Consider the following 14098-nt stretch of genomic DNA (forward strand, 5'->3'; position numbering starts at 1 on the left):
GATCGCATGCGCAACCGCTATTCGCAAGAAAAAGGCGAAACTCTTCCACCTTCTGTCACCAGAATGCCAATTATAATCGATTAGGGTTGCGTTGACTTTCGGGGCTGGTCGTCGCAAGAAAGTGCCACGCAAATCAAAACGGAGTTCCGTTGGAAGCCGTGTCTAGACATCCTTTTTCCAAAGCGAAACCGGCCCTGGGAACGTTCTGGGCCACCCTCCTGTTTTTATTGGCAATCTCTGGTTCGTTTATTTTCGCCGAAGAGGCTCGTGCCGATTTTCGTGTCTGCAACGGCACGCAAACCCTGGTTGGCGTGGCGATCGGTTACCGCGCCAAGGAAGGCTGGGTGACGGAAGGCTGGTGGCAGGTGCCGGCGACGACCTGCGCGACCCTGATCGAGGGTGAGTTGCAATCCAGATACTACTATCTCTACGCGGAAGATGCGGTGCGCGGCGGCCGCTGGACCGGCGACGTCAACATGTGCGTCGCCGAGAACGAGTTCAAGATCACCGGCGTGCAGGACTGCTTCGCACGCGGCTTCCAGCGGATGGGATTCAAGGAATATGACACGGGGCGGCAGGGCAGCTGGATGGTTCAGCTTTCCGATACGCCCGGCACGCAGGAAAGCCAGAATTGATGAAGCGGAACAGAAAAGTCAAAATCCTCGCCACACTCGGACCGGCGTCGTCCGACGAGCAGATGATCCAGAAGCTGCACGAGGCGGGGGCCGATCTGTTCCGTATCAACATGAGCCATGCGAGCCATGACGTCATGCGCTCGATGATCGAGAAGATCCGCAACGTGGAAGCCCGGTGCGGCCGGCCGATCGGTATTCTCGCCGATCTGCAGGGTCCGAAGCTGCGCGTCGGCAAATTTGCCGAGGGCAAGGTCGAGCTCAAGATCGGCCAGACGTTCACCCTCGACAACAAGGAGATCCCCGGCGACAACACCCGCGTCTATCTTCCGCATCCGGAAATTCTCGAGGCAGTGAAGCCCGGCGATCGCCTGCTGATCGACGACGGCAAGCTGCACCTCAGGGCCGAGAAAACGGACGGCAAGAGCATTGTCACGACCGTTGTCTCCGGTACGAGGATATCGGACCGCAAGGGCGTGAGCCTGCCCGACACGCTGCTCGGCGTCGGCGCGCTGACGGAGAAGGACCGCGTTGATCTCGACGCCGTGCTGGCGACAGGGCAGGTCGACTGGGTGGCGCTCTCCTTCATCCAGAGGCCGGAAGACCTCGCCGAGGTCCGCAAGGTTGCCCGCGGCCGTGTTGGCCTGATGTCGAAGATCGAAAAGCCGCAGGCGATCGAGCGCATCGACGAGATCATCGAGCTTTCAGACGCGCTGATGGTGGCGCGCGGCGACCTCGGTGTGGAGATGCCGCTCGAATCCGTTCCCGGCCTGCAGAAGCAGCTGACGCGCGCCTGTCGGCGTGCCGGCAAGCCTGTCGTCGTTGCGACCCAGATGCTGGAGTCGATGATTTCGTCGCCGGTTCCGACCCGCGCTGAAGTGTCCGACGTGGCCACGGCCGTGTTCGAAGGTGCCGATGCGGTCATGCTTTCGGCCGAATCCGCCTCCGGCGAGTACCCGATCGAGGCGGTTTCGACCATGGCCTCAATCGCGAGCAACGTCGAACGCGACCCGCATTACCCCGGCATCATCTATGCACAGCGCACGCCGCCGGAGGCGACCGGCGCCGACGCCATTTCTCTCGCCGCTCACCAGATCGCGGAAACGTTGAAGCTGGCGGCGATCGTCACCTATACGTCGTCAGGTGCAACGGGCCTGCGCGCCGCACGCGAGCGGCCGCAAGTGCCGGTTATCGCGCTTTCGCCGATCGTCGAGACCGCAAGGCGCCTTTCGGTCGTCTGGGGCCTGCACTGCGTCGTGACCGAAGATGCAACAGATCTCGACGATATGGTCAACCGGGCCTGCCGGATCGTCGCGTCGGAGGGCTTTGGAAAGCCGGGCGACCGTATCATCATCTCCGCCGGCGTGCCGCTCGGAACGCCGGGCGCGACCAACATGCTGCGCATCGCCTATATCGGCTCGGACGGGCTCACCGGCGTATAAGACTTTTCCTGCATTGGAGCATTGCTACTGCATGTGTCGTTAAATCGTAGCCGATTTAAGGAGAAAACATGCAGCAATTCAAAGCGCTACAGCGTCCTTTGCGCGTCTGACAAGACGCGCGGCGCTGTGGCGGCGAGGCGGGCTTCGGCCCTTCGCGCGATCTCCTGCAGGTCGAGCGGCTTGCCCGCCAGCTTCTCGATCGCAGCAACGATGACGTCGGTCACCACGTAGTCCGGCTTGTGCCCGAGATTGCCGATCCACAACAGTTCCGAGCCGGCGATATCGCGCGCAAGGCCGCGCGCATGGATATCGGCAAGAACGATGGCGTCGCTGTCGCCGGTGACGATGACGGTCGGTGCCGTGATCTCGCCATAGCGCGGAGAGATACGCGTCACGTAGGCGTGCAGGTTGGCAATGTCGGTCGCGTTGTGGCGAAAGGTCATCGGCCGTAGCACCAGATGCGGAGCGGTCTTGTTTATGTAATCCACGGGTCGCGTGTTGGGTGAGAAGATCGAGAGCGTACTGCTGTCGATGAGGCGCAGGCCGAGCGGCGTCGCGACGGTGTGGGCGAAGAGCCAGCCAAGGCAAGGCAGCTTCGTCAATGTGACGTACCAGTCGATTCCGCCAGGCCAGGGATGCGTCGCCGGTGCGAGAAGAACGACGCCTGCGGTTCGCTCGGGGTGATGAAGCGCGAAACTTGCGGCAATCGCGCCGCCGAAGGAATGTCCGACAATGATGGCACGATCGATGCCACGACGCTCCATCAGTTTCGCGATCGCATCCGCCTGACCGTCCGGCCAGCCATTGACGGCTCCGCCCCGCTCTGAATAGCCGTGTCCCGGCCGGTCGACGAAAAGCAGCTCCGCCCGCCCTTCCAGCGCCGGCCTGAAGGCATGCATCTGGTCGAGCAGATTGCCGCCGGCACCGTGGATGAAGACGACAGGCGGTAGATCGGCACTGCTGGGCGCGGCGACGTGAATGCAGTTCATGCGGAAGCCGCCGACATCGACGAGTTCGCCCTGGTTCGGAAAGCGTGCGGATATGCGGCGCGCCTGCCAGATACTGTAGCCGACGCTGGCGATTATGAGGGTGGCGAGAAGCAGTAGCGCGGCGAGCATGATCGGATCGGTCTTCCCCAAATTGCGCTTGAGAAAGTCCAGTTTCTACCGCATATGCCTTCGGAGGCAATCCCGGGACGGCCGTTTGCGCGCCGCCCCCGCGAAGCGGGGCCGTGCTGCACGCAGCTTGCGTAGCGAAGCGCTCACACAATACATCGGTTCCAGCTCAGGTCCGGCTGCCCGCGAGCTTCTCCGCCAACTCGCCAAGCTGTTCCTGCGCCTTTCGATCCGAAGGATAGATGTCGAGGAACTGTTGCCAGGCCCGCATCGCCAACTCGTCCTTGCCGGCGGCGGCGAGCATGGTTGCCATGCCCGCAAGGGCGCCGAAATGCCGCGGCTCGATCGCGAGCACGCGATTTATGTCGGACATCGACTTGCGGTAGTTGCCCATTTGATAGTGCAAGGTGGCGCGGCGGTTCCAGCCTTCAACGTAATTCGGGGCAAGAACGATCACCTGGTCGAGGATGTCGAGCGCGACGGGCTGCTTGTCGTCGGTGATCGCCTTGTCGGCCCATTGCATCAGGAGGTTCACCGTGGCGCTGCCGGATTCCTGCCATTCGAGACGAATGCGTTCGGCCACCTGCCGCGCCCTGCTTTCGTCGCGTTCCTTCTTCAGGTCGGCGAACAGAGAATCAAGACGTTGTTTCGGTGTGGTGAGGTTTGCCGTTTCCGCTTGCGGCGAGGGTTCCGCCGCCCGGAGTGAATTGTCGGCTCCTGGGGAGACGGTGAGCGTGGCAAGACATGCCAGAATCGTGGTCACAAAAATACGCATGGCGGACATCGTAGCCCGCCATGGAACAAGATCAAATCAAATATGGGGGATCACCAAGGGCGAACCGCCAATCAGGCAGGGCAATTCGGCCGCTGCCCGCGACCCTCAGCCCTGACGAGCCTTGAAGCGAGGGTTCGACTTGTTGATGATGTAGACGCGGCCCTTGCGACGAACCAGACGGTTTTCGCGGTGACGGGTCTTCAGCGACTTGAGCGAATTCTTGATCTTCATTTTCCTGATCCGCAGGTTTCGGGGAACGAAAATTCGCCCGGTAATCTCTAACAATCAAAAGCGCGCCATTCAGCGCGCTCTAAGTAGGCAGGCACATACCGTGTCGCCCCTATTGTGTCAACCGCAAGACAGGGGTTTTTACCGCCGCACAGCGCAAATCTGTGGGCTTCCCCTCAGCTCAGCCGGGTGAAGTGGCCCATCTTGCGGCCGGCGCGTGCCTCGGCCTTGCCGTAGAGGTGAACGAGCACGTTGCGTTGGGCAAGCAAGCCCGGCACCTCGGCAATTTCGTCGCCGATGAGATTCCGCATCACGCAGTCCGAATGACGCGAAGGATCGCCTAGCGGCAGGCCTGCGATCGCGCGGATATGCTGCTCGAACTGCGAGACGACGCAGGCCGCTTCCGTCCAATGGCCCGAATTGTGGACGCGCGGGGCGATCTCGTTCACGACGACGCTGCCATCGGCCAGCACGAAGAACTCGACTCCAATCACGCCGACATAGCCGAGCGCGTCGAGTATGGACGTGGCCGCGGCCCGCGCTGCGTCTGCTGTCGCAGAGCCCACAGACGCCGGCACGGTGGAGGTGTGGAGAATGCCGTTCCGATGAATGTTTTCCGCCGGATCGAAACAGACGCTGTTGCCGTCGGGACCACGCGCGGCGATGATCGAAATCTCCCGCTCGAACGACACGAAGCTTTCCAGGATGAGGGGCACCTGTCCTAGAGCCATGAACGCGCCGGCTGGATCGTCGTCAGTCGAGCGGAATACGCGCTGGCCCTTGCCGTCATAGCCGAGCCGACGGGTTTTCAGGACCCCCGCGCCACCGAAATCGGCGAGTGCCATTTCCAGGTCGACTTGACTGTCGACGGAGTGAAAGCGCGCCGTAGCGATGCCGCAGTCATTGATGAAGCGCTTCTCGACGAGCCGGTCCTGCGCCACTTCCAGCGCCTTCGGCGGCGGAAAGACCGGGCGCGAGGCTGCCAGCCTTATGGCTGCGGAGACGGGTACGTTTTCGAACTCGTAGGTGATGAGGTCCGAGACTGCGGCGAGCTCATCGAGCCCGTGCACGTCGTCGTAGGGCGCGACGATCTGCGCGTTCGCGACCTGGGCGGCGGGACAATCCGGCTGCGGCTCGAGGATGACGGTGCGAAAGTTCAGGCGGGCAGCCGCCATCGCCAGCATGCGGCCGAGCTGGCCGCCGCCAATGATGCCGATGGTCTTCATGCCTCGTCCACCGGGTACTCGGCAACCGAGACGGTCTGCTGTTCGCGCCAGTCGTCGAGGCGATCGGCGAGGTCGTCGTCGCCAAGTGCGAGGACGGCGGCGGCAAGCAGCGCCGCATTGATTGCTCCCGCTTTTCCGATCGCCAGCGTGCCAACGGGAATGCCGGCCGGCATCTGCACGATCGAAAGCAGGCTGTCCTGACCGGAAAGCGCTTTCGACTGCACCGGAACGCCGAAGACCGGCAGCGGCGTCATCGATGCGCACATGCCCGGCAGGTGCGCCGCACCGCCGGCGCCGGCGATAATCACCTTGAAACCTTCGTCACGTGCGCCCTTGGCGAAACTCACGAGCCGATCCGGCGTGCGGTGCGCGGAAACGATGCGGGCCTCGTAGGCGATGTCGAGCGCCTCGAGCGTGTCGGCGGCGTTCTTCATCGTCTCCCAGTCCGACTGGCTTCCCATGATGATGGCGACGGGCGGGGTGGTGGTGTCGGTCACGTCTGTCTGGATCCGTTTCAGGCGATGATATCAGGGATGATCTGGTCTTCGATCTTGGTGATCTTGTCCTTGATGGCCAGTTTCTTCTTCTTCATGCGCTGGATGCGCAGTGCATCGCAACCGGTTTGGATCATCGCATTGATGGCCGCATCGTAATCTTCATGTTCCTGCCTCAGGCGCGCAATGGTCAGTCTGAGTTCGGCCTGGTCCTGGTCCGGCATGCAAAATGATCCCCATCAGCCCGGCCGCCGTGATCTGCGATCCGGAATTTTCATGCGCCGCTCTACCACATCTTGGGCGATGACGGGAAGTTATCCGACGTCATCATTTCGCCTTCGACAAATGAAAAATGGCGTGGCAGAGTAATAAGGTTTCAACCATGAAACATCCGGCATTTACCTGCCGGATGCAAGCAAAAGGAAGGGACTGCCAAATGACCATTGAGGCTCATCTTGCAACGCTTGAGAAAAAACATGGCGCCCTGGAACAGGAGCTCCACGCAGCTCTCAACTCACCGTCCTGCGAGGACGAGTTGATTAGCGACCTCAAGCGGAGGAAGCTGCGCATCAAGGACGAAATCGAAAGACTCCGTTCCTCGACTCACTGATTCTGAACGGTATTTTCGTGAGGCGTTGTCTGCTTTGGTGACAGCGCAACAAGGTCAAGAACCAATCCCATCACGGAATGCATGAACACTAGACCGGGCTTGATGCCCGGTCTATTTCCGCCAGGCGATCTGTTTGCGCGGCTCCCGACGGAAAACCGTTACAATTTTCCCGGAAATCGCTACGACCAGAACTGGTCGAGCCATAGATTGAGCTTGTCGAAGCCCGGCTTGTGGATCGCATAGATCCGCCGCGTTCCGCTGGAGGAAACCGACACCAAATTGCAGTCGAGCAGGGCCTTGAGGTGCTGTGATACCGCCGGACGGCTGATTGGCAAGCCTTCGGCCAATTCGTTCACCGTCTTCGGCGCGCGCCGCAGTTCCTCCAGCAGGTAGCGCCGGTTCGGATCCGCGATGGCATCGAAGGGGTCCGCGATGGTCATGGCCGAACGTTAAGCGAATTCTACGCAAGCGGCAAGAAAATTGTGCGCTGCGGCAGGCGGTTGCTGCGCAGCAATTTCCGGACGCCTCAGCCGCCCGACATGAGGCTGGTAAGACCATCCCAGACGAGTCTCGACCCGGCGATAAAGGCCATCGTGTACATGAAGGGATAGAAAATCTGCGGCTTCATCCGCCGGACGATCCAGGCGCCGCAGGCGGTCGCCACCATCGCCAGCGGGAAAAGCGTGGCGGATGTCTTCAGGTTGCTGATGTCGAGCTGGCCGAGGGCGAAATAGGGAATGAGTTTCACCGCATTGAGGACGGCGAAGAAGCGCACGATGGTTCCGGTATATTCACGCGGATCGAGCTTCAGCGGCAAGGCATAGATCTGAAAAGGCGGGCCGCCGGCATGGGCGACGAAGCTGCCGTAGCCGGCAAACGAGCCCCAGAGGGCGGCCGGGCCGGCCCGGTGCTGCTTCGGGGCGATCGCCACGCCATTGCGTGAACGCCAGACATTGTAGGCATAGCGCAATACGAACAGCACCGTGATGAGGCCGATAATCAATCTCAGCGCGTCGCGCGAAACATAGGCCGATGTTGCCCAGCCGATGGCGATGCCGGCGATCGCGCCGGGGAGCAGCATCGTGAGCGTCCTCCGATCGCCATGTTTGCGCCAGATCCATAAAGAGACGATGTCCATGGCAATGAGGATCGGCAGCAGCAGCGCTGCCGCCTGCACGGGCGACACCGCCATCGACAGAATCGGAACGCCCATCAACGAAAGCGCTTCTCCCATGCCGCCCTTGCTGAGGCCAACGAGCAGGACTGCGGGGACAGCGATGAGATAGAAGTCGAAATCGGGAAGCATGGGTGGCGGTTGATCCTTTTGTCATCTCCGTCTATCGGTTTTCCCAAACGAAATCGAGTGGCGGCTTTCGCTCCTACAGCGCCGCGCGTCCAATCTGGGCGCGCTAAATCGCTGTAGCACTTTGAAGTGCTGCGTGATTTTGTCCTTCCGATGTAAGGAATCATGCAGTGAAGCAGGTGTCGCCAGGAACGGATGTCATGAGCAATGTAGAAAACCGCTGCCGCCTTGTGCTGATCGTGCCGGACATGGCGGATGCCGTGCAGCGTTCGAAGCAGCTTGCCGACGCGTTGAGGGGAGGCGACGTAGCGTCCGTCATCCTGCCGCAGTACGGCCTCAGCGACGCCGAGTTCCAGAAGCATGCCGAACTGCTGGTGCCGGTGATCCAGCAGGCGGGCGCGGCGGCGCTGATCGAGGGTGACACGCGGGTCGCGGGACGCGCCAAGGCGGATGGCCTGCACATCGCCGGCGGGGCCGATGCGCTCGGCGACGCGATCGAGAAGCACACGCCGAAGCTGATCGTCGGAGGAGGCAATGCCTCCGATCGCCACCACGCGCTCGAAATAGGCGAGCTCAGACCGGACTATGTCTTCTTCGGCCGTACCGACGGCGACATCAAGCCGGAAGCGCATCCGAAAAACCTCGCACTTGCCGAATGGTGGGCGTCGATGATCGAAATTCCCTGTGTCGTCATGGGCGGTACCGATCCGCAATCGGTGCTTGCGGTCGCCGAAACGGGAGCCGAGTTCGTGGCTCTTCGTCTAGCGGTCTTCGGCGAGCCCGAGCAGGCGCCGGCGGTTGTCGCTGCCGTCAACGCATTGCTTGACGAAAAAGCGCCACGGTTTGAAGATTAAGACGATCCGATGTTCAGCCGCTTGTCGTCGAAGTCCAGCCGGGCTGCAGCCCTCCTTATGGCCGTCGCTCTCGTGGCGATGCCGGTTCGCGCCCAGCAACCGGCCACCGGTGCGCCTGCCGAGGAGGGCAACGCGCCAAAGCGCGGGCGGATCACTCCCTTCAACGGTGCGGCCCCGCCAGAAGGCGCGGCTCCGCAGCAGAAGCCCAACACCGACGCGGCAAAAAAGACGAAGGCCGGCGATGGCAGCACGCCGTCGGAAGGCGTCAACGTTATCGATCGCATGGGCGCACAGTTGCCGGCGCTTCCGGCGGAAAAACCGTTCACCGGAAAAGTGGACGATGCCTATGGCGCCTTCCAGCGCGGCTACTATCTGACGGCGATGGACTTGGCGTTGCCGCGGGCGCAGCTCGGCGACCCGGCAGCGCAGACGCTGGTTGCATCGATCCTGGAGCAAGGTCTTGGCGTCGCGCGCGACGCAAAGGAGGCAGCCTTCTGGTACGGCCAGGCTGCCAATAACGGCGATCCGGCGGCCATGTTCAAATACGCCCTGATCCTGATGGAGGGGCGTCACGTCAAGCGCGACAGGAAGAAATCCGAGGAACTGATGAAAAAGGCGGCCGACCTCGGCAATGCTTCGGCGCAGTTCAACTACGGACAAACGCTCGTCGCCGACATGCCGGGCGAAAAGGGCCTGAAGGCGGCGATGCCCTATTACGAGAAATCCGCCGAGCAAGGCATCGCCGACGCACAATATGCTCTCTCGCAGATCTATCTCAACGTCGACGGCATAGACGAGAACAAGCGCGCGCGTGCCCGGGAATGGCTGCAGCGCGCTGCCCGCGCCGGGTACGACACGGCGCAACTCGACATGGCGATCTGGCTCGTGGAAGGCATCGCCGGCGACCGCAACCTCGAAGAAGGCTTCGCCTGGATGAAGCGTGCGGCGGAAAGCGGCAATGTCGTGGCGCAGAACCGACTGTCGCACCTTTATGTCAACGCGATCGGTACACGTCCGGATCCGGTCGAGGCGGCGAAGTGGTATGTGCTGTCGCGCCGTGCCGGCCTCAAGGACGATGCGCTCGAGGACTTCTATCTGGGCCTCAACGAAAGACAGCAGAAATCCGCGCTTGCCGCGGCGAACAAGTTCCGCTCCTCCTGACACAGGCTGCACCAAGTCGGTGATCGCTGGTCCGTTTGACGGCGGCAACGCTATTTCGCTTGAACTTCCGCGGCTTTTGTGGTCTTGAAGCCGCGGTTTTTGTCCGCGGCTTCCCATTCTCGATACACGCCCTGCGGACGGAGTGAATTCACTCGGTTTTTTGACGACGGACCAGCTTCGGTCGCGCCCTGCGCGCCTTCGGGCAGGATACGTCAGACAGGTTCAATGTCGGTTCGAGATGGCTCAACCGGCCTTCGCTATCAAAGGATTCGCCACATGGCTCGTTCTGCCCTTCTCAATGTCATGGTCCAGGCCGCCTTCAAGGCCGGCAAGTCGCTGGCACGCGATTTTGGCGAAGTGCAGAACCTCCAGGTGTCGCTGAAGGGGCCGAGCGACTATGTTTCCCAGGCCGACCGCAAGGCCGAGCGGATTATCCGCGAAGAGCTGCTCAAAGCCCGGCCGACCTATGGCTTCCTCGGCGAAGAGGGCGAGGAGATCAAGGGAACCGACGGAGCGCACCGCTGGATCGTCGACCCGCTCGACGGCACCACCAACTTCCTGCACGGCATCCCGCATTTTGCCGTTTCGATCGCGCTGGAACGTCAAGGCGAAATCGTCGGTGCCGTCGTCTTCAATCCGGCAACGGACGAGCTGTACACCGCCGAGAAGGGCGGTGGTGCTTTCCTCAACGACCGCCGCCTGCGCGTCGGCGCCCGCAAGAACCTGTCGGATGCCGTCATCGCCACCGGCACGCCGCATCTCGGCCGCGGCAATCATGGCAAATATCTGATCGAACTTCGCCATGTCATGGGCGAAGTCGCCGGCATCCGTCGTTTCGGCTCCGCCTCCCTCGATCTCGCCTACGTGGCCGCAGGCCGCTATGACGGTTACTGGGAGCGCGACCTCGCCGCATGGGATATCGCGGCCGGCATCCTGCTCATCCGCGAGGCCGGCGGCTGGGCGACCGACGTCGACGGCGGCAGCAAGCCGCTCGACGACGGTTCGGTCGTTTGCGGCAATGAATACATCGCCAAGGCTCTGCGCGATGTGATCCATCGCCCCGTTCCGGCGAAGTAAACGGCCGCCTTCTTCCTGAACTTCGAAGCCTCGGCGGCAAGACAGGCTTCAGTAAGCCAGTGCGCAGCCGTCCTTGCGCGGATCCGAGCCAGCCTGCAGCACGCCGCTGGCCGCGTCGATCATGATCGCCTGGCCACCGCCATGAGGCATCTCGGCCATCTTTATCTCGTGGCCTAGCGCCGCGAGGCCGTTCAGCACATCCTCGCGGATGCCGCGTTCGGCCTCGAAACGGCCCATCTGGTGAAAGCCGCGGGCGCAGTCGATGGCCTCCTGCACGTTCATGCCAAAGTCGAGGATATTGGTCAGCACATGGCTTTGGCCGACCGGTTGGAAGCCGCCGCCCATCACGCCAAAGCAGAGCCAAGGCTTCCCATTCTTCATTGCCATCGCCGGGATGATGGTGTGCAGCGGGCGCTTCCAGGGCGCCACGCAATTGGGATGCGCAGGATCGACGCGGAAGCCGGTGCCGCGGTTCTGCAGCAGCACGCCGGTCTTCGGACTGGCCAGGCCGGTGCCATAGGGCCAGAACAGTGAGTTGATGAAGGAGCAGGCATTGCCCTCTTCGTCGACCACGCTGATATAGACCGTATCGCGATAAGTGGTACCGCCGGCCGGGCCCAGCGTCGGCATGGCTTTCTTCAGGTCGATGCGGCCGCGCAACTCGTCCGCGAACCCGGCCGACAGCAGCTTCTCAACAGGCACATCGGCAAAGGCGGGGTCGGCGACATACATGTCGCGCGCCTGGAAGGCGAGCTTTGTGGCCTCCGCTTCGATATGGAAACGCTCGATACCGACCGGATCGTATTTGCTCAGGTCGAAGCCGCTCAGGATATTGAGCATCAGCAATGTTGTGATGCCGACGCCGTTCGGCGGGATCTCCATGAGCTCGATGCCGCGATAGGTCGTCGAAATCGGCTCGACCCAGAAGGCCTCTTGCGTGGCGAAATCCTCCAGCGCATGCATGCCGCCCAGGCCGCGCAGGTAGGCCACCATGTCCTCGGCGACCCAGCCGGTATAAAAGCCGTCGCGACCCTTGGCGGCGATCTCGCGCAAGACTTTCGTATGCTCGGGCTGGTGGAAGACCTCACCGGCCTTCGGCGCGCGGCCGTTTGTCAACCACATGCGCGCGGAGTTGGCGTCCGCCTTCAGCTTGCCTTCATTGCGGCTCCAATCGGTGGCGACTCGCTCGGTCACCACGAAGCCTTCCTCGGCATGGCGGATGGCGGGCTGCAGCAGATCGGCCAGCGGCATGGAGCCGAAACGCTGGTTCAGCTTGCTCCAGGAATCGACCGCACCGGGAATGGTGACGGCATGCACGGAGGTCAGCCCGATCTCTGTCAATCCCTGCTTAAGCAGATGCTCGGCGGTGAGGCCCTTGGGCGCGCGGCCCGAGCCGTTAAGGCCATAGACCTTGCCGTCCTTCCTGTCGGCATCCGCCAGATTGGGACTTGCCGGGGCGAAGAGGACGAAATTGTCGCCACCGATGCCTGTCGAACCTGGCTCGACCACGCATTGCACGGCGCAGGCGGCGATAGCGGCGTCGGCGGCGTTGCCGCCGCGGCGCAGGATCTCGATGGCGGCGAGCGTGGAAAGAAAGTGCGAGGTGGCGGCGGCGCCATGCCGGCCCATGACGACGGAACGGCCGGGCAGGTGCAGGTCACGCATGGGGCTGGAACTCCGGGGGGCTCGGGAAAACTCAGGACCCGGAGCCTATGCCCATGCCGGTTGAATGGAAAGGGCCAGCGTCACGTGGCGGTTGGGTGTCACGGCGGCACTTGAATGTGAGAGTGCGGTTGTCTCGGTCACCTCACCCAGTTCACTAGGAGAATACCGAGGGTCGAATGCTCAAAGTAACCGCTGAGGCATTAACGCTCAGACCCTTCCGTTTTCCCTTCAATTTGGCGCAAAGTTCCACTAGTCTCCGGGCCGGAGCGATGCCGCCCCGCCGCCGACTACGCATTTTCTCGAATTGACGTCGAATTCGAAAAAATGCCACGGCAATTCAAAGCGTTGCGGCAACCCTTGCGTGTCTGAGGAAGCGCGCGGTGCTGGAGAACCCGGGAGTTTGGCTAACCTATGACGAAACTGAATCTGTCCGGATGGAGCGGTCGGGAGAGCGTGGAGGAGAACTACAATCCGCACAAGCTTTCGAGTCCCATGCCCTATTTCTGGACGATGGTCATCTTCCTGATCATCGTCGGTTTCGTCACTGCCATTCTCTTTCGACAGGCTCGTGAAGCCTTCGTCGGCAATCCGGGCCTCAATGGGCTCATCCTCGGTGTTCTGCTGATCGGCATTCTTCTCGCGTTCAACCACGTCCTCGGCCTGAGGCCCGAGGTTCGTTGGTTCAACTCGTTTCGTGCCGCCGGAAGTGCAGACAAGGTCGGACGTGATCCGGTCCTGCTCGCGCCGATGCGGGCGCTGATCGGCGGCCGTCAGACAACCGGCATTTCAGCGATCGCGTTGCGCTCGATCCTTGATTCCATTGCCACACGTCTCGATGAATCGCGCGACATAACCCGTTATATCGCGGGCCTTCTCGTCTTCCTCGGCCTGCTCGGCACCTTTTGGGGTTTGCTCGGCACGATCGGTTCGATCAATACAGTCATCCAGTCCCTGGACGCCGGTAGCGGCACCACGGAAGATTTGCTGGGCACTTTGAAAACCGGCTTGTCCGCGCCACTGACCGGCATGGGAACGGCCTTTTCCGCTTCACTCTTCGGGCTCTCCGGATCACTGATCGTCGGTTTCCTGGACCTCCAGGCCGGCCGCGCCCAGAACCGCTTTTATACGGAACTCGAAAACTGGCTTTCCTCGGTAACCGATGTCGGTTCGGGTTTTTCCTCGCCGGTCAGCATTGCCGGAGAGCCGCCCATCGAGGAGCTGCGCCGGCTGACGGATCAGCTTACGCGGCTCAACCAGGAGGGCGGTGCAAATCAGCGCACGACAGCCGCGATGGCGTCATTGGCGGAGGGCATTCAGGGCCTCGTCAAGAACATGCGCGGCGAGCAGCAGATGCTCAGGGACTGGATCGAGGCGCAGCAGGAGGAAGCGAAGTCGATGCGCAAGACCCTCGACAAGCTGACGTCGCGCATCGGCCAGGCCGAGAGGATCACCGTGCATGGCGAGAAGTCGATGGCCAAGCTCAGCCGCGTAGACGAGAGCGGAGGCGACTGAGTCC

Annotated in this window: 16 protein-coding genes; 7 read left to right on the plus strand and 9 right to left on the minus strand. The window is 62.0% G+C overall.

Going from position 1 to position 14098, the window contains the following annotated elements; translation table 11 throughout:
• The first annotated feature begins 218 nt into the window (after nucleotides 1-218).
• Nucleotides 219-635 carry a DUF1036 domain-containing protein gene (locus ILFOPFJJ_RS03370; protein WP_376741392.1) on the plus strand — a complete coding sequence of 139 codons (417 nt, stop codon included), beginning with the start codon at nucleotides 219-221 and terminating at the stop codon, nucleotides 633-635.
• Entirely contained in the window at nucleotides 635-2074 is a 1440-nt protein-coding gene (gene pyk, locus ILFOPFJJ_RS03375; RefSeq protein WP_173509149.1) for a pyruvate kinase, read from the plus strand. Before ILFOPFJJ_RS03370 ends, pyk begins: the two co-directional genes overlap by 1 nt.
• Before the next feature lie 86 nt (nucleotides 2075-2160).
• Here pyk and ILFOPFJJ_RS03380 read toward each other — a convergent pair whose 3' ends face one another.
• The 6 genes from ILFOPFJJ_RS03380 to ILFOPFJJ_RS03405 form a co-directional block, all read right to left on the minus strand.
• Nucleotides 2161-3192, minus strand: a complete 1032-nt coding sequence (locus tag ILFOPFJJ_RS03380; protein ID WP_173509150.1) for an alpha/beta fold hydrolase — start codon at nucleotides 3190-3192, stop codon at nucleotides 2161-2163.
• Nucleotides 3193-3358: 166 nt separating this feature from the next.
• On the minus strand, nucleotides 3359-3973 hold the full coding sequence (locus ILFOPFJJ_RS03385; protein ID WP_173509151.1) for a tetratricopeptide repeat protein: 615 nt from the start codon (nucleotides 3971-3973) through the stop codon (nucleotides 3359-3361).
• Between the two features lie 96 nt (nucleotides 3974-4069).
• The gene (ykgO, locus tag ILFOPFJJ_RS03390; RefSeq protein WP_012709334.1) at nucleotides 4070-4195 is read right to left on the minus strand and encodes a type B 50S ribosomal protein L36; all 126 of its coding nucleotides are present in this window, start codon (nucleotides 4193-4195) and stop codon (nucleotides 4070-4072) included.
• A gap of 173 nt (nucleotides 4196-4368) precedes the next feature.
• On the minus strand, nucleotides 4369-5418 hold the full coding sequence (locus ILFOPFJJ_RS03395; RefSeq protein WP_173509152.1) for a 5-(carboxyamino)imidazole ribonucleotide synthase: 1050 nt from the start codon (nucleotides 5416-5418) through the stop codon (nucleotides 4369-4371).
• Nucleotides 5415-5879, minus strand: coding sequence for a 5-(carboxyamino)imidazole ribonucleotide mutase (gene purE / locus ILFOPFJJ_RS03400; RefSeq protein ID WP_173510144.1), 465 nt, complete (start codon nucleotides 5877-5879; stop codon nucleotides 5415-5417). The genes ILFOPFJJ_RS03395 and purE overlap by 4 nt, the downstream gene beginning before the upstream one ends.
• A gap of 53 nt (nucleotides 5880-5932) precedes the next feature.
• The gene (locus ILFOPFJJ_RS03405) at nucleotides 5933-6136 is read right to left on the minus strand and encodes a YdcH family protein (RefSeq protein WP_012066888.1); all 204 of its coding nucleotides are present in this window, start codon (nucleotides 6134-6136) and stop codon (nucleotides 5933-5935) included.
• Nucleotides 6137-6348: 212 nt separating this feature from the next.
• Between ILFOPFJJ_RS03405 and ILFOPFJJ_RS03410 the strand changes: the two genes are divergently transcribed.
• A complete protein-coding gene (locus ILFOPFJJ_RS03410; RefSeq protein WP_173510145.1) occupies nucleotides 6349-6522 on the plus strand; it encodes a YdcH family protein in 174 nt (57 codons plus the stop codon).
• Nucleotides 6523-6701: 179 nt separating this feature from the next.
• Here the strand turns inward: ILFOPFJJ_RS03410 and ILFOPFJJ_RS03415 are convergent, their stop codons facing one another.
• Together ILFOPFJJ_RS03415 and ILFOPFJJ_RS03420 are read right to left on the minus strand one after the other, a co-directional pair.
• Nucleotides 6702-6962: an ArsR/SmtB family transcription factor gene (locus tag ILFOPFJJ_RS03415; protein ID WP_153436425.1), complete on the minus strand. Its 261-nt coding sequence runs from the start codon at nucleotides 6960-6962 to the stop codon at nucleotides 6702-6704.
• Between the two features lie 86 nt (nucleotides 6963-7048).
• A complete protein-coding gene (locus ILFOPFJJ_RS03420; RefSeq protein ID WP_173509153.1) occupies nucleotides 7049-7828 on the minus strand; it encodes a sulfite exporter TauE/SafE family protein in 780 nt (259 codons plus the stop codon).
• Between the two features lie 197 nt (nucleotides 7829-8025).
• Here ILFOPFJJ_RS03420 and ILFOPFJJ_RS03425 point away from each other — a divergent pair, with 197 nt between their 5' ends.
• The 3 genes from ILFOPFJJ_RS03425 to ILFOPFJJ_RS03435 all read left to right on the plus strand — a co-directional run bounded on the left by ILFOPFJJ_RS03425 (nucleotide 8026) and on the right by ILFOPFJJ_RS03435 (nucleotide 10917).
• Nucleotides 8026-8679, plus strand: a complete 654-nt coding sequence (locus ILFOPFJJ_RS03425; RefSeq protein WP_173509154.1) for a thiamine phosphate synthase — start codon at nucleotides 8026-8028, stop codon at nucleotides 8677-8679.
• Between the two features lie 9 nt (nucleotides 8680-8688).
• Nucleotides 8689-9840: a tetratricopeptide repeat protein gene (locus ILFOPFJJ_RS03430; RefSeq protein WP_173509155.1), complete on the plus strand. Its 1152-nt coding sequence runs from the start codon at nucleotides 8689-8691 to the stop codon at nucleotides 9838-9840.
• 276 nt (nucleotides 9841-10116) lie between these two features.
• Entirely contained in the window at nucleotides 10117-10917 is an 801-nt protein-coding gene (locus ILFOPFJJ_RS03435) for an inositol monophosphatase family protein (RefSeq protein ID WP_173509156.1), read from the plus strand.
• A gap of 48 nt (nucleotides 10918-10965) precedes the next feature.
• Here the strand turns inward: ILFOPFJJ_RS03435 and ggt are convergent, their stop codons facing one another.
• Complete coding sequence (gene ggt / locus ILFOPFJJ_RS03440; RefSeq protein WP_173509157.1) at nucleotides 10966-12582, minus strand: gamma-glutamyltransferase; 1617 nt, start codon at nucleotides 12580-12582, stop codon at nucleotides 10966-10968.
• Nucleotides 12583-12993: 411 nt separating this feature from the next.
• Here ggt and ILFOPFJJ_RS03445 point away from each other — a divergent pair, with 411 nt between their 5' ends.
• Nucleotides 12994-14094 (plus strand): MotA/TolQ/ExbB proton channel family protein, encoded by a 1101-nt coding sequence (locus ILFOPFJJ_RS03445; protein WP_173509158.1) that lies wholly within the window; start codon nucleotides 12994-12996, stop codon nucleotides 14092-14094.
• Nucleotides 14095-14098 lie beyond the last annotated feature (4 nt).

Source organism: Sinorhizobium psoraleae (assembly GCF_013283645.1).
Classification (GTDB): Bacteria; Pseudomonadota; Alphaproteobacteria; order Rhizobiales; family Rhizobiaceae; genus Sinorhizobium; species Sinorhizobium psoraleae.